The organism is Absiella sp. AM09-50 (genome assembly GCF_003433845.1).
Classification (GTDB): domain Bacteria; phylum Bacillota_I; class Bacilli_A; order Erysipelotrichales; family Erysipelotrichaceae; genus Hoskinsella; species Hoskinsella hominis.
Map to the genome: position 1 here is coordinate 31,217 of NZ_QVFI01000019.1, position 25,193 is coordinate 56,409.

Here is a 25,193-nt window from a genome sequence, read left to right on the forward strand (position 1 = left end):
TATTTGTTTCAGCCATGTTAAAATAAAAGAAAGAAGGGATATCAATAGAAACAATGATACATCTGTATGTATCATAAGAAAAGGGAGGAACTGGCAGGTCATGAAAGTCATAAAAAAGATAAACAACAATATTGCATTATGTGTTGATGATAATGATCGTGAATTAATTGCTGTAGGTACAGGGATTGGTTTTAAGCCTTGTCCATATGTGATAGAAGATTTAAATGTAATACAAAGAACCTTCTATGATGTAGATGCAATGTATTTCAATCTGTTGAATGAAATTGATGTGGATGTATTAGAAACTGCTGCGAAAATTGTGGATATTGCCAGGATGAAAATCAAAAGTGAATTAAGTCCTAACGTTGTATTTACATTAGCCGATCATATTGCATTCGCAATTGAACGCGTAAAGAAAAACATCAATATACAGGCACCATTATACAACGATATCCAATATTTATATGAAACAGAATTCGCACTGGGAGAAACAGCTGTAAAGCTGATACAGAAAACGATGAATATTCGATTACCAAAAGGAGAGGCAAGCAATATTGCCATGCATTTTGTGAATGCAGAAACTGTGACATCGATATCACAACAGATGCCAAACAGCGATGAAGTGATTGAGGAAATTACAGAATTAATTGGTGAAGATTTTCAAATTCATATCAATAAAAACAGTTTCAACTACTCCCGATTCACGTCACATCTTTTATATCTTCTGAAACGTCAGGAGAAAAAGGATTCTATTACCAGTGAAAATAAAAAAATGTTTGAATATGTAAAGAATGAAAATCCGCAAACATATGCGTGTGCTTTACATATCAAAAAATATCTACAAAATGAAATGAATTGGAGTCTTCATGAAGAAGATTTATTATACTTAATGTTACATATCAATCGATTATGTGCAAGAGAGGATTGTCATCAATAGAGCATCACCCTCAGCGCAAAGATTACAGAAGTAGTTTTTGTGTTGGGGGTTTTTCATGTAAAGGAGAACATAAAATTATGAGTAAATATGAACAAATGGCAAGTGAGATTTTAGCAGGTGTGGGAGGTAAAGAAAATGTTACGTTCGTAGCACACTGCATGACAAGATTACGTTTTAATTTAAAAGATCAAAGTAAGGTAAAATTAGATGATATCAAAAGTATGAAGGGAGTATTAGGCTGTCAATTTTCTAGTGGACAGTTTCAGGTTATCATTGGTCAGACTGTAGAACACGTATATAAAGAAGTATGTACACAAGGTGGATTTACATTAAGTGATTCCATTGAAGAACCAAGTGAAAAAACAAAAGAAAAGCTAACATTGAAAAAGGTTGGAAGTAATATTCTTGAAACTTTATCTGGATGTGTTGTGCCATTGATTCCATTGATGATGGCTGCATCTATGTTTAAAATGCTAGTCGCAGTTTTAGGCCCAAGCATGTTGAATGTTCTATCAGAAACAGATGATTTATATACACTATTTACCTTTGTTGGGGATGCAGGATTTTATTTCTTCCCAATTGTATTAGGATATACAGCATCTAAAAAGTTCAATGTAACACCAGTTGTAGGTATGTTCTTGGGATGTATTATGATGCATCCGACATTTGTGAATATTGCTACGGAAGGAACACTATTTACTGTTTATGGTATTCCATGTAACGCACAAAATTATGCATCTACATTATTACCAATCATCTTATCTATCTGGGTAATGAGTTATATAGAAAAATTCTTTAAACGTATTTTACCACAAGCATTAAAAACGATTTTCGTACCATTCCTAAGTATCGCAGTAATGATTCCTATCTGTTTATGTGTATTAGGACCAATTGGTTCTATCTTAGGTAATTATATTTGTAATTTCTTATTAGGACTTGATCAGATTCCTGGCATTGGATTCTTGGCAGTAGCAATCATAGCTGCACTATGGGAGTTTGTTGTTATGAGTGGTATGCATGTTGTATTTATCACAGCATTAGTCATGACATTTGCACAGGCTGGACAAGAAAGTTTAGTGTCTGTCGGTGGTGCCATTGCTTCTTTATCTGTTGCTGGCATGTTGTTGGGCTCTTTCTTGAAAATTAAAAATACAGAAGAAAAATCATTGACTTTTGGATACTTCATTGCTTCAATAATAGGTGGAGTAACAGAACCTGGTTTATATGGTAATGGTATAAAATATAAACGTCCATTTATTGGATTGATCATTGGAGGATTTGCTGGTGGATTATATGCAGGTATCATGCATGTCGCATGTTATGCTATGGTTCCAGTCGCAAGCTTTATTGGGTTAACAGCTTTTGCTGGCGGTCCTGCTTCTAATTTGATAAATGGTGTAATCAGCTGTGGAATTGGTTTTTTGGTTGCCGCAGTTGTAACTTATTTTACAGGATATGCAAAAGATGATCCTGTATTAACAAAATAAAAGAAAAAGGATGGTAGTTTGATGAAAAAAATCTTAATACGTGCAGATGATCTGGGCTATAGTGAAGGTGTAAACTATGGCATCGCAAAAAGTGTAAAGGAAGGCATTATTAAATCTGTTGGTGTGATGAGTAATATGCCAACGGTGGCACATGGTTTAAAATTATTAGAAGGTGTAGATGTATGTTTAGGTCAACATACCAATATCTGTGTAGGAAAACCTTTGGTTGATCCATCATTGATCCCTAGCATTACGAACGAACATGGTGAGTTTAAATCATCAAAAGAATATCGCAGTGCCAAAGAAGATTTTGTGGTATTGGATGAAGTGATTTTAGAAATTGAAGCGCAATATGAACGCTTTGTGGAACTAACAGGTAGACAACCGCAATATTTTGAAGGGCATGCCGTTTCCAGTAAAAACTTTTTCAAAGGTTTAGAGATTGTCGCAAATCGTCATGGTTTAAAATACAATGGAATGGCTCCGGGAAGTGAACCAATGATGGTTGGAAATACAATGGTTTATATGTGGATGGATAGTATGAATCCAGATTATGATCCTGAAAAACTTCTAAAGGATATGGTTATGCATGCACATGATGGCGCAGCTGATGTTATGGTATGTCACCCGGGTTACTTAGATGGATACATTTTAAAGCATTCATCTCTAACAATTCCTAGAACGATGGAAGTGGATATGGCATGTGATCCTGCAATAAAACAATGGTTAAAGGAACAGGATGTTATGCAGATTACTTATGAGGATTTATAGGATAAAACATTTATAAATAACGTGCTAAAATCAGGAGGCTGCTTATGATAAAAGTAGAAACAGGAAAAGAAAAAGATTGTTTTGTGGCTTATATTGAACAAGCTCTGGCAAAGTTGTCTATTGAAGACGATGATGCTTTCTTATCATTATTTGATACCAGTCGTTTATCAAAAAAAGACTTGATTTTGGCACTTAGATACTTAGATGAAACACAGCCAGTGATGAAAATTGATGATCCAACATCAACGAAAAATAAACAAGATATTTATCTGGAGGCCTTTGATGATAGCAGTGGATATTTTATGGATTATGATTTGATGACTGATGGAGAACTAAATGATTTAACGCTTCAAGTTGAGTTTATAAAAAAAGAAAATGGATATTTCGTTGTGTTGAATGATTTGCGTACGTTATAAAAATAATAAATGATTGTGAAAGAGGTTTATATCTAAGACAGATATGAATCTTTTTTTGTATTTAAAGGAATCTTCGTGATTTGCCGTTACTTAACGGAAATTAAAAATTTTAAACATGCAGCGATTTTAATTATGATAATGGTGTCAAAAGGAGAGTGGGAATATGACATCAGAACAATATGCATTTCAATTAATTTTACACAGTGGAAATGCTAGAAGTATTGCTTATGAAGCATTAGAAAAAGCAAAAGAAAAACAAATTAAAGAAAGTCTTTCTATGATGGAGGAATCAAAAAAGGAGTTGATTGAAGCTCAAAAGATTCATGCGGAAATGTTGCGCATTATGGCCAACGATGAAGAAAAAATAAAAATAGATCTGCTTCTTATGCATGCTGAAGATCACATCGCTTCATCAGCAGTCACCGTGGATTTAACAAAAGAAATTATTTATTTATATCAAAAAATGGAGGGATGATATGATGGATTTAAAAAACTTTCTTTGGGGAAGTGCTACTGCTTCCTATCAATGTGAAGGCGCCTGGGATTTAGATGAACGTGTAGAATCCATGTGGGATCACTACTTACACGAAGAAGGATTAGAGAATGGAGATATTGCAAGCGATCATTATCATCATTTTGAAGAAGATATCAGAATGATGAAAGAAGGTGGACAGAGAGCATATCGTTTCTCTTTATCTTGGCCTAGAATCATAAAAAATAAACAAGGTGAAATCAATGAAAAAGGATTAGCATTTTATCATAAGATTTTAGATTGTTGTCATGAAAATGGTATTGAGCCATTTGTGACGATATATCATTGGGATTTGCCACAATATTGGGAAGAAACTGGTGGCTGGCTAAATGAAGAAGTATGTACAGCATTTGCACAGTATGCAAAGGTTTGCTTTGAAAACTTCCATACAAAAATTAGAAAATGGGTAACGTTTAATGAACCAAAATGGTTTGTTTGCAGTGGATATCTGATTGGAAATTATCCTCCTTGTATTCAGGATGTATCTAAGACAATCAAAGCTGCTTATCATGTGATGTATGCAAGTGCATTAGGCGTAAAAGAATTCCGTGAAGGCGGATATGAAGGCGAAATCGGTATTGTACATAGTTTTACTCCTGTAAATGGTGTAGATGATCGTATAGAAACAAAGATTGCCATGCGTTATGCAGACAATTATTGTAATAACTGGATTTTAGATACTGCCGCAAAAGGAGAAATTCCAATTGATCTATTAAGTGAATTATCTAAACAATATGATATTTCTTATATGAAACCAGAACAATTAAAGATAATAAAAGAAAATACAGTAGATTTTCTTGGGTTAAATTATTATTCAAGAACATTGGTAAAACCTTATACAAGTGGAGAAACAACCTTTGTTGTGAATAACAGTGGAAAAGCTGGAAAAGGCTCTAGTAAAGTTATTGTGAAACACTGGTTTGAGCAGGTTATGCATGATCCAAATAGTACATATACAGAATGGGATACAGAAATTTATCCAAAGGGATTGAAAGATGGCTTATTAGAAGTACATCAGAAATATGGCTTGCCAATATATATTACAGAAAATGGAATCGGTATGTATGAAGATGTTACTGTTCCACAAGTTGATGATGAATACCGTATATCATTTATGCGTGATCATATCAAAGCAATGTTTGAAGCAATGGAGCAAGGCGCCAATATAAAAGGCTATTTTGCATGGAGTAGTTTTGATTTATATTCATGGAAAAACGGATGTGAAAAAAGATATGGACTGGTAGCTGTCGATTTTGATCATGACAGAATTAGAAAACCAAAGAAAAGCTATACATGGTATCGTGATATGATCAACAGCAATGCAGAAAATTTAAAATAAGGAGAGGAAACGTATATGAAAAAAGTAATGTTGGTTTGTAATGCAGGTATGTCTACAGGGATATTAGCAAAGCGTATTCAGGATGCAAGTAAAGGGGCATTTGAGGTACATGCTTATGGAGAAGCTGAATTTATGCAGCATTTGGATGGTGTAGAATTGATTTTAGTAGGACCACAGATTCGTCATCAGATTCCTACAATTGAAGCACAGGTAAATATTCCTGTAAAAGGAATCGCACCACAACATTATGGTATGATGGATGGAAAAGGAGTTTTAAAAGACATTATTAAAATTTTAGGAGAATAAATAAAAGGAGGAAATTATCATGTCATTTCAAACAATGAATGAAAAAATAGAAAAACATATTTTACCGATTGCAAATAAACTTAGTTCACAGCGTCATTTACGAGCAATTCGAGATGCATTTATTTCATTATTGCCAATTACATTAATGGGTGGTGTAACCGCAGTAATCAGTGCAGCACCTGTCACAGAAGAAACAACAAATGGATTCTTATTAGCCTGGGCATCATTTGTGCAACAAAATAGTATGCTGTTAAACTGGATCAGTGCATTAACATTAGGTGGAATGTCTATCTATGTATGTATCGCAATTACATATTATTTAACGCGCCATTTCAAACATGATTTTCTAGTACCAGCAATGTTAAGTGTTTGTGGTTTCTTGATGTTAGTAATGACACCGCAGCAACTTGGCTGGGATGGAAAAGTTGTGGAAATATCTTATATGGATGGAAAGGGTATTTTACCAGCAATCTTAATTTCTATACTAACTGTAGAAGCATATCATTTCATGCGTTCACATGATTGGGGAAGAATCAATCTTCCACCAAGTGTACCAGCATCATTAAGTGAAACATTTGCTTCCCTTGTGCCAGGTTTTGTGATTATTTCTGGATATGTTGCGATATTTGCGATATTCCATGCATTTGATACAACCTTCCCTGAATTTATTTATACTTCAATGGCACCTTCTTTACAGGCTGCAGATAGCTTGTTATTTATCGTTATTATGACTTTATTGGTACATTTCTTCTGGTTCTTTGGTATCCATGATGCAGCCTTATCTGGAATCCTTGCACCAATTCGTGATGGAAATTTATCTATCAATGTAGCCGCAAAAGCAGCAGGAGAAGCATTGCCTCATGTATTTACAACACCTTTCTGGGTATATTTTGTAGCGATTGGTGGCTGTGGCTCTTTATTGGCATTAGCGATTTTATTAGTACGTTCTAAATCTAAACAGTTAAAAACCGTAGGGCGTATTGGTATCATTCCAGCTTTCTTTGGAATTGGTGAACCAATTGTATTTGGTGTTCCTGTTATGTTGAACCCATATTACTTAATACCATTCTTATGTGCTTCTACATTTAATGCGATTGTATCGTTTGTTTTGATGGAAAGTAATATCATAGGAAGAACATTTGCAATGTTATCCTGGCAGATGCCAAACATTCCCGGAGCCTTTTTATCCACAATGGATATCAAAGCGATGTTCCTTGTATGTGGTCTATTAGTTGTGGATATTTTGATTTACTATCCATTCTTTAAGATGCATGAAAAACAATGTGTTGCAATGGAACTGGAAACGGAAGATGAAGAAGAGTAAAATAGAAAGTGACAGGAGATGAGCAACATGCAAATTATTGATGTAATACAACATTTAGAAGAGCAGGGAACATGGGTCAATCGAGCATATCAAACAAGAGATCATATATTATTTGGAGATAGTCATCAGGAAATAGAACGTGTTGGTGTTTGCTGGGTAGCAACAAAGCAAGTAATCCAAGAAGCTATAAAAAAAGATATTCATTTTATTATTACACATGAAAATCCATTTTATCAATGCTCTACAAGAATGATGAGTGCTGCAATCGATGCAGCAAATGATAAGAAAGCGTTATTAGAACAAAATCATATATGTGTCTATCGCTGTCATGATGTTTGGGATTGTTTACCAGAATATGGTGTTCATGATCAATGGGCAAAAAGGTTAGGTTTTACATTTGAGGAAAGAAAGGTATCTTCTTATTATCAAAGTGCCATGATTCCGGAAATGAGTGTAAAAGAACTGGCCAATCACGTTATGAATGTGTTAAAAGAGGATGGACAACAAGGGGTTTATGTTTTTGGCAACACAGATAAGATTGTGAAAAGAATAACCATCGGTACAGGTGCCGCAACAAATATATATGAAATGCTTCCACATCATCCTGAAGCTGTGATCGTTAGCGATGATGGTATTAAAAACTATGATGCTGTACAATATGCAATTGATGTAGATATCCCCATGATTGTAGTACATCATTCATGTTGTGAAATACCGGGTATGAAAGCTATGGAAAACTATCTGCATCATGTATTTCCAATGCTAGATGTTTCCTATTTAAAAGAGGGATATGATGTTACACATTATGTTTGTGAGTAACACATCGCTCATCTTAAATCTATAAAATATAAAAAAGCAACAACACAGAAATTTTGTGCTGTTGCTTTTTGCATTACTTTTAGATTGCATGACTTTCATTATCTGTGAAGGTCTTTAAAAAAGATGAATAATCTTTTTCCTTCATTAATAATTTTACACGGCTTGCATCATTTAATAAACCAACAAGTTTTTCAAATAATTCATCAAAGGCGATATCTTTTTGCGGGGATAGTGCAAAAAGGAAGATCAGACGTATTTTTCGATTATTCCAGGTAATCGGATGTTTTAATATACAAACAGATACAGCATTTTCCTTGGCACATTTTTCTATAGGATGTGGGATAGCAAAATAATTGCCATAAGCTGTAGGTGCGATTTTTTCTCTTGCTAAAATCTTTTCTTCATAATCACTAGAACAGTATCCTTTTTGAAGAAGCTTATCACAAATAAAGTGAATTGCTTCCTCTTTGCTTGCTACATCAATATCTGTGAAGAATAAATCTTGATGGAAAAAAGACTGTAGTTCAATATGATTTGATGTTATATTTGTTTTCAGTAAATGAACAATACGTTTTAAATCATCATCTTTAGGAAATCCTTTACATACATATACTGGGATATCTAAAGCTTCAGGAAGAGGAATGAAGGAAATTACGATATCTGGTTGACATTCTTTCACTTTCTCAATATCAAAAATAGAAAATGTACCAGTGATATCAATCGTTAGATCACTACAACGCATCAATCTTTGTTTTAGAAAAGATACCACAGCAGTACTCATAGGATTTACGATAACAACTTTTTTATAAGTATGATGTTGTATTTTCTCTACAGCATTCATAATATGAAGTGTGATATAGCCAATTTCATCTTCTAATAACACGGTATGTGTTCGTGATTGCATTTTCATCGCAATATAAACACTGATGTCATACAACAATGGAAAGTGAAGCTTTATGTCTTTAATCAGAGGATTACTTAAAAAACTGTTTGACCGGATACGATTATCTAAACCTAAAAAATGTATTAATAGGTTTTCTTGGAAATCTTGATCTTGATGTAGGTCTAAATCATATTGTTGTTGAATATCATTCATTATTTCTGAAATAAAGGTGCGATACTCTTGGATTTTTTGATCCTGTATATCTGAGATTTTTCCGGAAAATAAACATGATAAGTATGTTAATTCCATATCTGATAAAGTAACATGAAACTTTTCTGATAACCCTTTATAAAAATCATGAGCCAGTGCCTCGGCTTCAGCACTAGGATGATAACCTTCAATATTTGTTATTTCATTGCCTTTATTTACACGTTCCAGCATAATCGCAATATGTAAAATAAAAGAGATGATTTCAAAGTCACGCAGTTTTAAATGATGATGCTCGCTAAAATCAAGAAAATATGCTTTTAAGTCATTGATATTACAAGAATTGAAAAACTCGGTATAATTATTTAAATTAAAGTTATATTGGTCCATTTCATGATTCATTAGATATGTATAAATTTGTCTTCTTTCTTCTTCACTACCATTGATAATGAGCTTGTTGTTTCTTCGACGGATTTGCATGTTAGGATTTCTTCGTTCAATAATTTGATTAATACTATTTAATTGTTTATCCAGCGTGCTTTCACTAATATATAATTCATCGGATAATTGATAATAGTCTGTTTCCTTCTGTGATAATATTTGTTTAATGATATAAAGATAACGAGTCCTTCCAATTGTGGAACCATCTTCATCTAATAAGGAAAGAATTGGATTTTTATCATCTATCATATATCCTTTGCTTTTGATAGAAAGGATTAATTCTGGATATTGTTCATTGATGGTTCTGATTTCATTACGTATGGTTCGCTCAGAAATTTTCAGCTCTTTAGATAGTTGAGAGGCAGTTAAGATTTCATTTGGATGAAAGCATTGTAGCAATTTTATTTGTCTGATCGTAAAAGTTTCCATGTGTTTTCAACCTTTCTATATGTACTAAAATTATACTGGGTTTTTGATGAAATTGAAAGCTATGAACAAGATTTTAATTGAATACAAAAAAGGATAAATGCAGATGTATGATGCATTATTTTGTAAAAAACTAATTTTTCCTTTATATATAGAAAAGGCTTACAAATAATCTAGTGAAAGCGTATAAAAATTGAAAAAATATCGTTGACAACTAATATTTTTCATGATATCCTAACAGCGTGATAAGGATTGTAACTGGTAAGCAGGCAACACCTAGATGATATTAAACTAAGGAATTATAGCTATTCATTATTTTAATATTGCTTAGGTGTTTTTTATGTAGAAGGGAGTGATTTCATGATTATTCAAAAGATTTTTAATAACAATGCTTGCATGGTTGAAGATGAAAATGAGAATGAAATCATTCTTATGGGGAAAGGCATTGCTTTCCAGAAAAAGCAGGGAGATAAAGTTGATGAAACAAAAATACAAAAACGGTTTGTATTTGATACAACAGAATTGAATCAGAAATTCTCACAATTATTTGACGAGATACCAGTTAAATATCTGGAATTAACAGATAGTATTGTGGATATGGTTCAAAATGAACTTCAGGTAAAACTTGATCCCAATATTTATATCGCATTAACGGATCACATATCTTATGCTGTAAATCGATATGAAAGAGAAGAGAAATTAAAGAATGTATTATTATGGGAAATAAAGAAATTTTATCCTAAAGAATTCAAATTAGCAATGAAAGCTTTAGATATGATTGAATATGAAACACATGTGCAATTAGATGAAGATGAAGCTGGTTATATTGCGATGCATTTTGTAAATGCTCAACATGATGGTGAAGAAATGAACCAGACAATTGCAGTTACAAAGATTGTCGAAGATATATTGCAGATTGTAGAGTTTCACTATCAATTTAAATTAGATGAAGATTCAATGAATTATATGCGGTTTGTGACACATATCCGCTATTTTGCCAGAAGATTATTTTCAAATGATATAGCACAAACACAGGATGAAATGTTATTTGAACAAATCAAAGATCGCTATCCAGAGTCGTATAAATGTACAGTTAAAGTAAAAAGATATATAGAAGAGCTTTATCATATATCGATTAGTCGTGAAGAAATGGTATATTTCATGCTTCACATCAATCGTGTATGTAATCGAGCAATTAGTCAATCGTCTTGATTAGGGTTGTAACTTTCAGTAGGCAAAGCCTAAACCGATGACACACGTTTTTATAGTGTTCAGGTTTAGGCTTTTAATTTGGTTTTCACTGATGGCCATCAGAAAACATAGATGAAATTTCAGGAGGTAATATTATGAGTAAGTATGAAGAAATTGCTCAGCAGGTAGTTGAGTATGTTGGCGGGATTGATAACATCGATTCTGTCACTAATTGTATGACAAGACTTCGTTTTACATTAAAGAATGTGAAAAAGGCAAATATTGAACAATTACAGAGTGTGAAAGGTGTGCAGGGAGTTGTGAACAAAAAAGGACAATTCCAAGTAGTAATTGGATCAGATGTGTCTTTTGTTTGTGATGAAATTAGAAAAATGGGAAATTTTAATGAAACAGTAACGGGTAATACAGATGAAAAGGTTTCCCATTTGAATAAGGTTTTAGGAGCAATTACCGCAATATTCCAACCAGTTATTCCGGCTATTTGCGGTGCTGGTATGATAAAAGCAGTATTGGCAATTCTTACTGCGACAAGCTTGGTCACAACTGATTCACAAACATATATTTTATTAAGCATGTTTGCGGATGCGGCATTCTATTTCTTGCCAATCTTCCTTGCATTCTCTAGTGCAAAAAGATTTAATTGTAATCCATATTTTGCGGCAGTTTTAGGTGCCGTATTGATTCATCCTACATTTACTGGTTTGGTAGCAGCAGGGGAGCCACTTTCTTTTGCAGGATTGCCAGTTCGTCTGGTATCTTATGGAAGTGCAGTCGTTCCACCAATATTGATTGTTTTAATCCAATCTTATGTAGAAAAATTCGCAAAAAAAATCAGTCCAAATGCTGTTAAAGTATTCTTAGTACCATTAATTGTATTCCTGATTATGGCACCTTTATCCTTAATCGTGATTGGACCTTTAGGTTCTATGGTAGGGGATCTATTATATGTTGTATTTAATTTCTTGAACAATGAAGCTAGATGGGTAATACCTGTATTAATGGGTGCATTCTGTCCACTTCTAGTCATGACTGGTATGCATTATAGTTTAATGCCTGTACAACTTGCTCAATATGCAACATTGGGATATGGAACATTGTTAGGACCAGGTATGCTGGCAAGTAATATTTCTCAGGCAGGAGCATGTTTTGCAGTCGCAATTCGTTCTAAAGATAAAGATATGAAACAAACAGCAATTTCTGCAGGAACAACAGCTTTATTTGGTATCACAGAACCTGCTTTATACGGAGTTACGATGCGATTAAAGAAACCTTTATTAGCGGTTATGATTGGTGGAGGAGTTGCTGGATTATGGGGCGGCTTAACAAACATGCGTACATATGCCAGTGCAACAGCTGGATTAACCGCAATACCTGTATATATTTGTGATGATTTCTCCAATGTGGTAAATGCTTGTATTTGTATCGTAATTGCCTTTGTAGTAACATTTATTGTGACATTCGTTATGGGATTTAAAGAAGAAAATACAACTCTGACGCAAGTAGATATCAAAAGTGAAAAAACAAAAAAAGAGTTAAATAAAGCTGTAAGTATTGCTTCACCTTTAACAGGAAGCATTGTACCTTTAAGTGAAGTAAAAGATGAAGTTTTCTCTAAAGCAATTATGGGAAAAGGTGTCGCAGTATTACCAACCATCGGGGAAGTAAGGGCACCATTTAATGGTACGATTAATGCAGTATTTCCTACTAAACACGCAATTGGAATGACAAGTGAGGATGGCGTGGAAGTGATGGTTCATGTAGGTTTAGATACAGTGGAATTAGAAGGTAAAGGTTTTACAACACATGTAAAAAACAATGATGTAGTAAAAGCAAATGATTTATTATTAACATTTGATATAGAAGCAATTAAACAGGCAGGATATGATATAGTAACACCAGTGATCATCACGAATAGTGATGAATATATCGATATTATAGAAACAAATGAAAAAACAGTAAGTTCAGAAAAAGAACTAATGAAAATTTTTAAATAAGGATGTAGAAAACATGAAAACAGCATTTCCTAAGAACTTTTTATGGGGCGGTGCCACAGCAGCAAATCAATGCGAAGGTGCTTATAACGTAGATGGAAAAGGTTTATCGATTCAAGACTTTATGCCAGATGGCGTGATGAAGCCACCAGGAAAAACAATAGAAGAAAGAAATCTAAAACTAGAAGGCATTGATTATTATCACCATTATAAAGAAGATATCGCCTTATTCGCAGAAATGGGATTTAAAGTTTATCGATTTTCTATCGCATGGAGTCGCATTTTCCCAAATGGAGATGAAGAGAAGCCAAATGAAGCTGGATTAAAGTTTTATGAGGATGTCATAGATGAATGCAGAAAATATAGAATAGAACCATTAATCACTTTATCTCACTATGAAACGCCATATCATCTGGCAAAAACATATGATGGCTGGCGCAGTAGAAAAATGATTGAATTTTATACGCATTATGCGAAAACAGTCTTTACTAGATATAAGGGAAAAGTTAAATACTGGTTGACTTTTAATGAAATAAATTCATTATGGCATTTTCCATACATGGGCGCAGGAATTTTAACACCAAAAGAAAAACTAAGTAAACAGGATTTATATCAGGCTGCGCATCATGAGCTTGTTGCCAGCGCAATGACAGTGAAATTAGCCCATGAAATAGATCCTGAAAATATGGTTGGATGTATGGTGCTGGGACTGGTTAATTATCCTAGAACCTGCCATCCGGATGATATTATCGCAGTGATGGAAGAAAATCGAAAAGGCTTTTTCTTTACGGATATCCATATGAGAGGACATTATCCTTTTTATACAAAACAAATGTTTGAAAAGGAAAATATTCACATTCAAATGGAAGATGAAGATATGGAAATTCTGAAAAATACTTGTGATTTCTTATCTTTTAGTTATTATATGTCAAAATGTATGGCAAAAGATGATTCCCAATATGAAAAAGGGAAAGGTAATTTAACTACAGGGGTAAAAAATCCTTATCTAAAAGAAAGTGAATGGGGATGGCAAATTGATCCTCAAGGGTTACGATATATTTTGAACATGTATTATGAACGTTATGAAAAGCCATTATTTATTGTGGAAAATGGTTTAGGCGCAATGGATGAGCTTGTACAAACTGATCAGGGCATGTGTGTTGAAGATGATTATCGTATTGCTTATATGAATGATCATTTGTTAGAAGTGAAAAAAGCGATTGATGATGGAGTAGATGTCATGGGATATACTGCCTGGGGGTGCATAGACTTAATCAGTGCCTCTACCGCAGAAATGAAAAAAAGATATGGTTTTATTTATGTAGATAGAAATAATGATGGTAGTGGTACTTTAAAAAGATATCGTAAAAAATCTTTTTATTGGTATAAAGAGGTCATTGCCAGCCAAGGATTAAATCTGATAGAAAAATAAAATATAAGTATAAAAAACTAGTGAATTACGATTAGCCAAATCATAATTCACTAGTTTTTAAATGTTATTTGCATAATTCTTCCAAGGTTATACAATGGAACGCCTTATCTACTGTATGAATATCAAAATCAAAGCCTGATTTTGAAAAGATGAAATAATGGTAGTTCTTATATTTTGGAAATAATTTAGATCTTTCTATTTGCTGTTGAAGGATAGAAAATTCTACTTTTTCATTTTTATATTTACATTCGCCAATGATCAGATTCATATTATCATCTGCCATAATATCAATTTCTTCTTCTTTTTTTTCTTTTGGATTATTTCCCCACCAATTTCCTATACGTGTAAACTGAATAGGTAGATTTCCTTTAAGATTTTCTTTCACCAAATATTGAATACAAATTTTCTCAAAGCCATATCCTAAATAATCACTTAAAAATGGTTTAACATCTTGATCATAAACATTATCTCCTAAACCAGTATTGATAGATGCTTGTTTTTGAAATACAAAACGATAGTAAAAACGAAATCCCAAATCGTATAATTGATAAACCCCTTTGCGGCTTTTTCCTTCTGATTCACCAAAGGGAAGATGTTTTTCAATGATTTGTAGTTGTATTAGATTACTGAGATATTTACTTACTTTACTGCTGGATTCATTTACATAATCACATATTTCATTCATTTTTGTTTTACCACAGGCAATCGCCTGAATGACTCTATTATAAACAGCAGGTTCGCGTAGCTCTTGTTTTAAAAGCATCCCCATTTCATTATACATATAGCCATAATTACTAAAGAATAGTCGTTTGATATTATCATCAGCACTTTCATCAGATTTTATCATGGAAAGATAATAAGGAGTGCCCCCAAGCGTACAGTATAGCTTGATTTGATCCTCGTAACAAAAGTTTGAATAAAAAGGTTGCGCATCAAAAAAAGTAAGTTCCTCTAGTTTTAACTGGGCAGTTCTTCTTCCAAAAAGGGGTGATTGATATCCCAGCACTTCACTTTCCATAAAGGAGATAGAGCTACCACATAATATCAGTAAAGTTTTTGTTTTTCTTAATGAGTGGTCAATAAATTCTTGCCATAAAGAAAGGGTTGAAGAATTTTGATAGGCCAAATAAGGAAATTCATCAATCATTAGAACACAAGGTTCTTTTTGTAAGTTTTCATATAAATACTGAAAACAATCATGCCAATTAGAAAACTCTTTTAGATAACTTGGACCGGGAAATTTACTTAATACTTTTTGTGAAAACAGACTTAGATTATATTGGTCCGTAGATTCTTGCGCCTGAAAGTATAATGAATTTGTTTTCTTTGCGAACTCATCCAATAGAAAAGTTTTTCCTATTCTCCTTCTTCCATATAGAATAAGACATTCAAAAGAATTGCTTTCATATAACTGATTAAGTAGTTTTAACTCATTTTGTCTACCGATAAACATAAGATTCACTCCTTTACCGAATCATGATTAGCATAATTACGATTCACTAACATTATATCACTAGTTTATGCGAAATTATACTAGAATATCAGTGATTTAGTAATATCTAAGGAACTGTTAATAGATGAGATTTTTATTGAAAGAATAAAATAAGTACAAGGCATAGCATAATAATTACATATATACATTTTATAATCTTAGATTTTTCTTTCATAAGAAAAGATAAAGAAAGTAGAAATTGTAACAGGATTACGCATAAGATATTTTTACTAATCATCAGTATGAATAATGTAAATGGTAAACTTACAAAAAACGATGGAAGGATAAATATTTGAAAAATCATTTTTCTATTTAGTTTTAAGTAAAATCCTTGTTCTTTCTTACTATATATTGGATTTAATAATTGTGATAATGAATGAAACACTAAGAAAAGAATAGCAGTCAGGAGAATATCTTTATATAACTTAAAAATAAGGAAACATAATGCTAAAAAGAGAGAAAATAAGCTTTCTGATATATATAAGGAGTGTTCAGCCATAAATCTGGAATATTGTATCTTAAAAAAGAAATAAGGATGATCATAATTTTCTAATAGATAATTTCTATGTTTATGATAAGTTTTTTTTGTTAACGTTTCTTGAGCCTTTATGAATCCTTCAAAATCAGTTTGAAAGCCTTGCTGTAATCGTAGAATAGATCGATAGATACTAATGATTTTTTCATAAAATAACTGTTTCTTTAGCAATACATACAGTATCTGGATAAGAATAAATGTATTAATTAAAAAGAAACTATGAAAATAATAAGCGCAAAGATAGACAATACAAATAATTGATAATGATGTATTTTTATGATGTAATTGAAATCTCAAAAAGGTATGATTTGCTATGGATAAACGAATCAATAGAATCATGATGAATGATGCTGTATGAATATCAAAAAACATTGGAAGAAATATGCTTGATAAAATGATAAAAATCACTGGTTTTATGATTGCTTTGAAGAAATAGATGCATTTAAAGACTTTAAAATCAATCAACTTTAATAGCACAAGATTAGGATGGATGATGACTTGGGGAATATCTTGAAATAATGGCTGGAAAGAAATCAATAAAAAAATGAATAATATATCATCTGATAACGTGATATGGATACGTGTAAATTTATCACTCAGAAACAAGAGGATAATTAAACCGGTAATGAATAAAAGTACTAATTTTCTTCGCTTTATAAAACCGATAAATTTTCTCCATTGTATCTTGATTAAGACTGGTGCAATATTAATCAACTGTGTCATGGCTTAACATCTCTATGATATCTTTCTCGTTGATTTGATCTTTCTGTATTTTTAAAATCCTCGAAGAAGTCATAATCAGGTAATCATCACATAAAGTGCTTAGATTTTCTAATTGATGGCTTGAAATAATAATTGTGTTTTTTACCTCTTTCTGATAATTTTTTATAAGAGCTATACAGTTTGTTGTCTGTACAGGATCTAAACCATTAAATGGTTCATCCATAAGCAAGTATGAAGCATGCCTAATTAATCCCATTCCAATATTTAATCGTTGTAAAGTACCTTTTGAAAGGGTATTTGGATAATTGTTTTTGTATTTATCTAAATCGAGGTTCATGATAAAGCTATGTATGAAACGCATACATGATTCTTTGCTTAATCCTGATGATTTCGCTATGAGGATTAGATGTTCTACAAATGTAAGTTCATTAAAACAAATACACTCATCAAAAACATAAGCAATATTCGTATCTAAAAAATCTGTATGATTTATAGAAATACCATCTATTATAATATTTCCGTTATTTGTGTTGATATATCTGGAAAGTACCTTCAATAAAGTGGTTTTACCAACACCATTTTTTCCAATCAAGCCATAGATTTTGTTGCTTTCTAATGTTAGCGTGATATCATTTAAAATATAAACATCTTGATAGGCAAATGAGATGTTTTTCAATTCTATCATATACAGACTCCTTTCATATTAGTTTCATTGTATGGAATATCTATATAAAATGCAAACATCAATGTCTATCATTCAAATTTATTGTCTATCATGCAAGTTGAAATTTATTTAATCGATGAATCATAACACTATTCATAAAATTTTTTGATATAATACCATAATGAAAAAGGTAGTGATTTGGAGGTTTATATATAATGATAAAAATAGCGATTTGTGATGATAATGAAAAAGATATCACTATAACAAATGAAATTGTAAAAAAATTTTTTGAATCATCGAATATTGATTTTGAAATTCGTCTGTTCACATCCGCAAGAGATTTATTAAACAATGCCGCAAGCTATCAGATGATTTTTCTGGATATTGAATTAAAAGATGCAAATGGAATAGAAATTGCGAAACATATTAATCATATGAATTATGAATATAAACTGTTTTTAGTATCTGGGCATACAGAATACTTAAAAGATGGTTATAAAGTGAAAGCTGAACGCTATTTCACAAAACCAATTGATTATAATGAATTCAAAATAGATATGCAGGAAGTTATCCAAGATTATATAAGAAATAGTAGTTTTATTTTAGATCCTAAAGTTGTAAAGCAGAAGATTTATATCAAAGATATTTTATATGTTGAAATACTGGCAAGAAAAACTTATTTGCATACAAAAAATAAAACGTATATCACACCTTATACACTATCGTATTGGAAGGATGTATTACAACCATATTGTTTTTCTCAGTCACATAAAGCATTTTATGTGAATCTACAAAATGTCGAAGATTACAATCATCAGGAAATTTATATGAATCAACAACAAAGCACGATACCATTATCAAGATTTTACAAAGATCATTTTATCGATGATTATATTCATTTTATTAGCAATAACATCTAAAAAGAAAGGAGAACAGTATGGAATTCTTTAATCTATTTGTTTCAAATATTTTAAATATTGGCATTTTCTTCTTGATTATCAGCAGACTTTTTCAACCCAAGCTAAATCAAAATTGTATATATTGCCTATTCTTAGCAGAGCTTATCTGTTTGTGTGTTGTGAATAGCCTGCCATATCCATTTTTGAATGCAATCATGATGATGGCGATAAATATTGCGATATTATTCAGTTGTTACGATGGTAAATCGTCTGTAAAAATATATATAACCTTCGTTTATATTTGTTTTGGTATGATCCTTGAAATGTTTTCTTTATTGCTTATTCATTATATATTTCATATGGATTATAATGATATAAAAGCAAATCACATCTATAATTTAATTGGAATTATATCCTCCAATACGTTTTTATATATTGTTATGTCCATGTTCTCAAAGTTTTTAAAAACGTTATCGAATACAAAGTATCCAAAGAAAACCATACTGCTGCTATGCTTGCCAATTACTTCAGTTCTATTTATAAGTAGTATGGATAATTTTGATAATATATTATCAGGTGATTATTTTACAGTCTTTTTGATTTTGATTGGTTTATTAGTATCTAATATATTATCATTTTATATCTTTTTCGATATTATAGAAATCGTAGAAGAAAACAGTAATATGAAGTTAAAAGAATCCTACGAAAAAATCGATGAATTAAATTATCAGCTTTTAGAAAATAAATATGATGCAACAAGAACCTTTGTTCACGATATCAAAAAGCATCTTAATATCATGAGTCAGTTTATTAAATCAAATGATTATAACGCTCTTTTATCTTATATTACTGAACTGAATCATGATGTTGAAAAAACAGATTATACAGTACAAACAAGTCAAAAAATTTTAAACATTGTCATGAGTCAGTATGTGAATATATTAGAAAAAGAACATATTAGAATCAAACTGGATATCGATGAAATTGACTTGTCTTGTTTGAGCATTCTTGAGCAAAATATTATTTTCAGTAATATGCTAGAAAATGCAATAGAAAGCTGTATAAAATGTACAGACTGTCGAAATATAATACTGAAATTAAAAGAAGATAAAAAATACATTATCATAAAGATGATAAATTCTTGTATAAATGCCAATATCATTGATGGATTTCCTCAAACATTAAAAAATGATAAAGATCAACATGGGTTTGGTTTAAAGAAAGTAAAAAATATCGTAGAAGAACATCACGGTAGAATGCTCTTTGACTATGATCCAAATCTTCAAACATTTTATACATCCATCATATTACCTGAAAATCATGTTTCTTAGTGCATGATAGACCAAATAATTGCATGATAAACAAAAATACTTCAACTAACATTTAAACATGATAACATAAGTTTGTTAGGAGGTATTTTCATGTCAAGGCAAAGAATTGTTATATTAGGTTTAAGTGTGTTGGCATATAGCATATTTTTATTAAATGGTACTGCGACTATAGGAGGTGTTCTTCTTATTGTTTTATCTATATTGTGTGCATGGATACTATACACAAATTTAACAAATATAACTCATATTGAAGAAAGTAATCCTCAATTTGATATTATGAAAAGCAGTATACGTTTTTGTGTTGTATTGTTAATTTTAGGTGTCATAGCTGCAATGCTGGTTCATTTTCAAATTATAAAAACAGAAAAACAAGAGAAATGGATTGCTGCAATATTTGTGATAGTTATAATGATAGGATTAGGCTATTATACATTAAACATACCATTTAATCAACACATTGGATTAAGGCTTCCTTGGACTGTGTTGGATGAGGAGGTATGGTTTGTGGCGAATCATTTATTAGGATATTTATCGATTCCTTTATCTATTATGTATTTGATAGCAATACCTTTATGCAATGATTTTGATAAGCTTACATTATGTATTATGATTGCTTGGATAGGCTTGCCAGCTATCGCTTCTTTGATCAAAATGTTCTTAAAAGCAAAATATTAATTAAAAGAAAAATAACCAAACTTAAATCGTCTTGGTTATTTTTTATAATTTAAATAAACAAATTCACATCAGATTCTTGCGCATCATCCAGGTAGGCACCAACACCTCAAAATTCAACATCATCACTATGTTGAGTGCTCATGAAATATAATTTTATTATATAGCATTTCCCAAAGCAGGCTGTTTCTTCAAACACAGGCAGATTCTTAATTTGCGCATAGCTTTACTGAAAGGAATAAGAAATCTGTGAGATTAATTTACTATCATTGGGAGATAATCAATTGCCTCATCATATGGACTGGTATGACTGTGATTGTCCCCTGCTTTGAGAATGCTTATGTGCTATAACAGGATTTGTATATAGCACCTCCTCATATTGGTTTATCTGTATATTAGATAAGATATATCAATCATATACCTTGAGGTAGTATTTTAAGCGTATTTTGAATCAAAATTATATAAAGGATCCAGACAGATCGTATTGATGCCGGCATCTAAAAATTCATCTAATTGTTCAGGCTTTAGACGCTTATCAGTAATCAAATATTGAATTGCGTGAATATCGCATGCATTAAATTGATGAACAAGACCAACTTTCGTACTATCTGCCAGTATAAAGACAGGACCATTGCAACGTCTAATCATTGCTTCATTGATAGAAACTTCCTGAATAATGGAAGTACTGATGCCGCTATGTACATCAATCCCACTACACCCTAGAAAACATTTATTGACAGTTACTTTATTTAAATTATTTAAGGCAAAATCACCCACCATAGATTCTTTGGGAAAACGTAATTCACCACCACATAATACAATTGTTATCATTGGGTCATGATCGATAAATATGGCTTTACCATTATTTGTGACCACCGTCACGCGTTTACCTTTTATATACGATAACAATAACAAAGCAGTAGAACTGGTATTAATAAATAACACATCATTATCCTTTACATATTGTGCCGCATATTTAGCGATAGCGTGTTTATAGGGCTCATTTGAAGATGCAGGGTCATGTTCAGTTCCTACAAAATCTATGATAGAGGCACCACCATAAAATCTTTCGATGAAGCCATGATCATTCAAATATTGTAAATCTCTGCGTATAGTTAAAGGAGAAACATGCAAGCGTTCTACCAATTCATCTACAGTTAGATGTCCAGCCGTTTTTAGTTCTTTTAATAAAGCATCTCTACGGGCATCAATGATAACTTTCTTGGTTTTCATAATGTTTGCCTTTGCTTTCCCTCTTTGATAAGGAGATCTTGTAACGCTTTTTCAATTTTTATATTCTTATGATATTTATCTAATTCCCAAAGGACTCTTTTTAGCTGTATATTCTTAAAAATCAGCTTAAAGTGAAAATTTCCTGTATTACATACAACCTGAAATTTTGCTGTCTGACATATGGATATTTCAATTTCTTCGATTGTGGACCAGGGAACCGTGAAGAATACTTTCTCAAAACCTTTCTCACTGATACCACGTTTTATAGCGAAAGTTGAAAATAAGAATGTATAAATACATATATTACGCACGATTTCCATAAGTGTTATCGTTTGCGTGATTGGGAATATGATAATCACAAAAAACATGATCAAAGCAATCGTGAATATATCATCATGTCCTTTTACAATGATTTTCTTATTACGCTTAAATACAAGATATATAATATAAAAACACGCTAGAATAATCAGTATTGAAACTGTGAAATTTAAATAATATATCATATAGATTCCTCCTCGTATCATGTACACTGACATGATAACACCGGAATTTGCATATAACAATCATATAGGATATAAAATATACATAAATGAACATAAAATGAACGAAGTTATTCTAAAACAAAAAAACACTACCTGTTAAATGACATGTAGTGTAATGGAAGCTTTTTCAAATGACTTTAAAAGATCAGTTGGGCAATTATGATCAGTTATCAGATGATGAATATCTGATATGGTACTTGTGATAAAATCTTTTTTTCTACCTATTTTTTGATGCTCGGTAATAACAAAGGTTTGTTTACTATGTGCAATCATCATTTGATTTATATTATTTTCTTCACAGATATTTGTGGTGATTCCATGTTCATATGAAATACCATCACAACCAATAAAGCATTTTGTAGCCATCACTTTTTTTAGATTGGTTAATGCTAAATCACCGATCAGGCTTTTCTTTGGATTATGTAAAATACCACCTGTTAAGAAAATAGAAACATTAGCATCATGCTGCATATGCAAGACATTTGCATTATTTGTGATAATCGTAACGGCTTTTCTTTTTATAAATGGAATGACTAATAAAGCGGTAGAACTGGAGTTTATAAAAATAATATCAAAGTCATCAATAAAGCTTGCCGCATATTCTGCTAGTGCGATTTTTGTATGATCTATATATGAATATTGATTGCTACCTTGTATAAGGCGTGCACCACCATAATACTTCTCTATATGTCCTTCTTTTTCCAGAACACTTAAATCACGGCGAATCGTGATTGGATTTATATGTAAGATATCAGATAATTCTTTTACGGTAATGGTATGTTTTGTTTTCAATATTTCAATGATCAGGCGTTGCCGCTTATCTATATTTGACTGTTCACTTTTCATAATAGCCTCCAATTAAAAAATATCAATATGTTGTCTAATTTGATTATAAACCTTGCGAAGCAAAGGTCAATAAAAACGCACAATTATACGAGTTTTTTCATTTTATTTATATTGCTTTATTGATTAAAAATGGGGAAAAACAAGCAAAAAGCTGAAGTTTTCATAAAAATATCAAATTTATCAATAAATCAAATAACGTTCATAAAGAGTGAATAATTCGCAATAAAATTCATTGACGGTAAAAAAACCAAAGCGCATAATCTTAGTGAAAAGTGTTTGCAAACGCTATCAAAGTCTTAAGCGTATTGTTCTTTGGAAGATCTACAGATAACATAACATCGCTTAGAAACAGAAAGGAGAGTAACATGAATTTCAATTGGTTATTGGATTTAGTGTTAAATCAGATATTTGGACAGCCATTCATACTGATTGGTATTATCGTACTGATTGGTTATCTGGCAATGAATCAAAAATTCTCAAAAGCTTTAACAGGTGCCTTAAAAGCAGCTATCGGTGTAATTGTTATGGGCATGGGTTCCGGGGCTTTGATTGCGAATTTCAATAAGTTAATTATGGCAATACAAACAGCAACAGGCATCACAGGTGCTGGGCTGAATACTTATCCTACGATGACAGCAGCTTATGAAAAGATGGATGCGATATTGGGCTCAGGAACAGGAGCCAGCTGGGGTATTTATACATTACTTGTGGCATTTATCTTAAACTTGATCTTCGTCGCTTTACGTAAATTCACGAAAATCAGAGCAGTTTACTTAACTGGTAATGCCATGATTGTACAGGCTGGTATTTCAACTTATATCGTTTGGAAGTTTTTAGGTACTGGTATGGTTCCAACCATTATCATTGCTTCAATTATTACAGCATTATATTGGGGAATCTTCTCAACTATGTTGATAAAACCAACGCATTTAATTACCGGCGCAGATTTCACAGTTGCCCATCAACAGATGTTTATCAGCTTCTTGGCATATAAATTAGCACCTTATATTGGTCATCCTGAAAAGGATGATATTGAAAAGAAAAAACTGCCGGCGTCTTTAAATATCTTACAGGATAACATCATTGCGACAGCATTGGTTATGTTTATTTCTGTAGCTATTATTATGCTGGTTGTTGGTTCAAAAAATATTGACTGGCTGCGAGGTGCTGATGGTCTTGCGCAGGCAGGTTTGAAAAACAACATTGTATTCTTATTCTGGATCACAATTACATTGACAGCCAACATCTATGTATTATTAGCAGGTGTTCGTATGTTTGTTGGTGAAATTATGATGTCATTTAAAGGTATTTCAGAAAAGTTATTACCAGGAGCAGTTGCTGGTGTAGATTGTGCCGCAACATTTGCATTCGCACCAAAATCTGTTGTTCTTGGTTTGATATTTGGTACATTGGGACAGGTCATTGGTCTATTAGGGTTAATCATCTTTAAATCACCAATTTTCCTGATTCCAGGATTTATTCCTTTGTTCTTTGATAACGCCACAATCGCTATATTTGCTAATAAATTTGGTGGTTGGAAAGCTGCAGGTGTGATCTGTACAGTGAATGGAATCATTCAGATCTTTGGTTCTATGTTAGCTGTTCAGATGACTGGCTTGTCATGGTGGCAAGGTAGTGCAGACTACGCAACCATTTGGGTTGTAGTAATTGGTGTTTTAAAGGCCATTGGATCTATGTTAGGTATACCAGTAGGAGCATAACCTGCAGATATA

22 protein-coding genes are annotated in these 25,193 nt (G+C 32.0%); 16 read left to right on the forward strand and 6 right to left on the reverse strand.

Going from position 1 to position 25,193, the window contains the following annotated elements; translation table 11 throughout:
* The first annotated feature begins 100 nt into the window (after window positions 1-100).
* The 9 genes from DW114_RS14770 (at window position 101) to DW114_RS14810 (ending at window position 7,931) form a co-directional block, all read left to right on the forward strand.
* Complete coding sequence (locus tag DW114_RS14770; RefSeq protein WP_117454509.1) at window positions 101-937, forward strand: PRD domain-containing protein; 837 nt, start codon at window positions 101-103, stop codon at window positions 935-937.
* 77 nt (window positions 938-1,014) lie between these two features.
* Window positions 1,015-2,424, forward strand: a complete 1,410-nt coding sequence (locus tag DW114_RS14775; RefSeq protein ID WP_117454510.1) for a PTS transporter subunit EIIC — start codon at window positions 1,015-1,017, stop codon at window positions 2,422-2,424.
* 21 nt (window positions 2,425-2,445) lie between these two features.
* Complete coding sequence (locus DW114_RS14780) at window positions 2,446-3,195, forward strand: ChbG/HpnK family deacetylase (RefSeq protein WP_117454511.1); 750 nt, start codon at window positions 2,446-2,448, stop codon at window positions 3,193-3,195.
* Window positions 3,196-3,239: 44 nt separating this feature from the next.
* Entirely contained in the window at window positions 3,240-3,611 is a 372-nt protein-coding gene (locus tag DW114_RS14785) for a DUF7668 domain-containing protein (RefSeq protein ID WP_117454512.1), read from the forward strand.
* Window positions 3,612-3,774: 163 nt separating this feature from the next.
* The gene (locus DW114_RS14790; protein WP_117454513.1) at window positions 3,775-4,086 is read left to right on the forward strand and encodes a PTS lactose/cellobiose transporter subunit IIA; all 312 of its coding nucleotides are present in this window, start codon (window positions 3,775-3,777) and stop codon (window positions 4,084-4,086) included.
* A 1-nt stretch (window position 4,087) separates the two neighbouring features.
* Window positions 4,088-5,482, forward strand: a complete 1,395-nt coding sequence (locus DW114_RS14795; RefSeq protein WP_233511375.1) for a glycoside hydrolase family 1 protein — start codon at window positions 4,088-4,090, stop codon at window positions 5,480-5,482.
* A gap of 15 nt (window positions 5,483-5,497) precedes the next feature.
* Window positions 5,498-5,788 carry a PTS sugar transporter subunit IIB gene (locus DW114_RS14800; RefSeq protein ID WP_117454514.1) on the forward strand — a complete coding sequence of 97 codons (291 nt, stop codon included), beginning with the start codon at window positions 5,498-5,500 and terminating at the stop codon, window positions 5,786-5,788.
* A 19-nt stretch (window positions 5,789-5,807) separates the two neighbouring features.
* Window positions 5,808-7,112, forward strand: a complete 1,305-nt coding sequence (locus DW114_RS14805) for a PTS sugar transporter subunit IIC (RefSeq protein ID WP_117454515.1) — start codon at window positions 5,808-5,810, stop codon at window positions 7,110-7,112.
* 27 nt (window positions 7,113-7,139) lie between these two features.
* The gene (locus DW114_RS14810) at window positions 7,140-7,931 is read left to right on the forward strand and encodes a Nif3-like dinuclear metal center hexameric protein (RefSeq protein WP_117454516.1); all 792 of its coding nucleotides are present in this window, start codon (window positions 7,140-7,142) and stop codon (window positions 7,929-7,931) included.
* Window positions 7,932-8,010: 79 nt separating this feature from the next.
* Here the strand turns inward: DW114_RS14810 and DW114_RS14815 are convergent, their stop codons facing one another.
* The gene (locus tag DW114_RS14815) at window positions 8,011-9,891 is read right to left on the reverse strand and encodes a BglG family transcription antiterminator (protein WP_117454517.1); all 1,881 of its coding nucleotides are present in this window, start codon (window positions 9,889-9,891) and stop codon (window positions 8,011-8,013) included.
* A 357-nt stretch (window positions 9,892-10,248) separates the two neighbouring features.
* Here DW114_RS14815 and licT point away from each other — a divergent pair, with 357 nt between their 5' ends.
* From licT to DW114_RS14830, 3 genes are all read left to right on the forward strand, one after another.
* Entirely contained in the window at window positions 10,249-11,100 is an 852-nt protein-coding gene (gene licT, locus DW114_RS14820) for a BglG family transcription antiterminator LicT (RefSeq protein ID WP_117454518.1), read from the forward strand.
* Between the two features lie 134 nt (window positions 11,101-11,234).
* On the forward strand, window positions 11,235-13,094 hold the full coding sequence (locus tag DW114_RS14825) for a beta-glucoside-specific PTS transporter subunit IIABC (protein WP_117454519.1): 1,860 nt from the start codon (window positions 11,235-11,237) through the stop codon (window positions 13,092-13,094).
* A gap of 13 nt (window positions 13,095-13,107) precedes the next feature.
* Complete coding sequence (locus tag DW114_RS14830) at window positions 13,108-14,523, forward strand: glycoside hydrolase family 1 protein (protein WP_117454520.1); 1,416 nt, start codon at window positions 13,108-13,110, stop codon at window positions 14,521-14,523.
* Between the two features lie 64 nt (window positions 14,524-14,587).
* Here the strand turns inward: DW114_RS14830 and DW114_RS14835 are convergent, their stop codons facing one another.
* On the reverse strand, window positions 14,588-15,976 hold the full coding sequence (locus DW114_RS14835; protein ID WP_117454521.1) for an ATP-binding protein: 1,389 nt from the start codon (window positions 15,974-15,976) through the stop codon (window positions 14,588-14,590).
* A 1,280-nt stretch (window positions 15,977-17,256) separates the two neighbouring features.
* Window positions 17,257-17,958: an ABC transporter ATP-binding protein gene (locus tag DW114_RS14845; RefSeq protein WP_117454523.1), complete on the reverse strand. Its 702-nt coding sequence runs from the start codon at window positions 17,956-17,958 to the stop codon at window positions 17,257-17,259.
* Window positions 17,959-18,152: 194 nt separating this feature from the next.
* On the opposite strand from DW114_RS14845, the gene DW114_RS14850 reads away from it, so the two are divergent.
* The 3 genes from DW114_RS14850 to DW114_RS14860 all read left to right on the forward strand — a co-directional run bounded on the left by DW114_RS14850 (window position 18,153) and on the right by DW114_RS14860 (window position 20,842).
* On the forward strand, window positions 18,153-18,857 hold the full coding sequence (locus DW114_RS14850) for a LytR/AlgR family response regulator transcription factor (protein ID WP_117454524.1): 705 nt from the start codon (window positions 18,153-18,155) through the stop codon (window positions 18,855-18,857).
* A gap of 17 nt (window positions 18,858-18,874) precedes the next feature.
* The gene (locus tag DW114_RS14855; protein ID WP_117454525.1) at window positions 18,875-20,167 is read left to right on the forward strand and encodes a GHKL domain-containing protein; all 1,293 of its coding nucleotides are present in this window, start codon (window positions 18,875-18,877) and stop codon (window positions 20,165-20,167) included.
* Window positions 20,168-20,257: 90 nt separating this feature from the next.
* Entirely contained in the window at window positions 20,258-20,842 is a 585-nt protein-coding gene (locus DW114_RS14860; protein WP_117454526.1) for an SdpI family protein, read from the forward strand.
* Between the two features lie 432 nt (window positions 20,843-21,274).
* On the opposite strand, the gene DW114_RS14865 is transcribed toward DW114_RS14860, so the two are convergent.
* From DW114_RS14865 to DW114_RS14875, 3 genes are all read right to left on the reverse strand, one after another.
* Window positions 21,275-22,072 (reverse strand): DeoR/GlpR family DNA-binding transcription regulator, encoded by a 798-nt coding sequence (locus tag DW114_RS14865; protein ID WP_117454527.1) that lies wholly within the window; start codon window positions 22,070-22,072, stop codon window positions 21,275-21,277.
* Window positions 22,069-22,575, reverse strand: coding sequence for a hypothetical protein (locus tag DW114_RS14870; protein ID WP_117454528.1), 507 nt, complete (start codon window positions 22,573-22,575; stop codon window positions 22,069-22,071). Before DW114_RS14870 ends, DW114_RS14865 begins: the two co-directional genes overlap by 4 nt.
* Before the next feature lie 135 nt (window positions 22,576-22,710).
* A complete protein-coding gene (locus DW114_RS14875) occupies window positions 22,711-23,460 on the reverse strand; it encodes a DeoR/GlpR family DNA-binding transcription regulator (RefSeq protein WP_117454529.1) in 750 nt (249 codons plus the stop codon).
* A gap of 365 nt (window positions 23,461-23,825) precedes the next feature.
* Here DW114_RS14875 and DW114_RS14880 point away from each other — a divergent pair, with 365 nt between their 5' ends.
* Entirely contained in the window at window positions 23,826-25,181 is a 1,356-nt protein-coding gene (locus tag DW114_RS14880; RefSeq protein WP_117454530.1) for a PTS transporter subunit IIC, read from the forward strand.
* Window positions 25,182-25,193 lie beyond the last annotated feature (12 nt).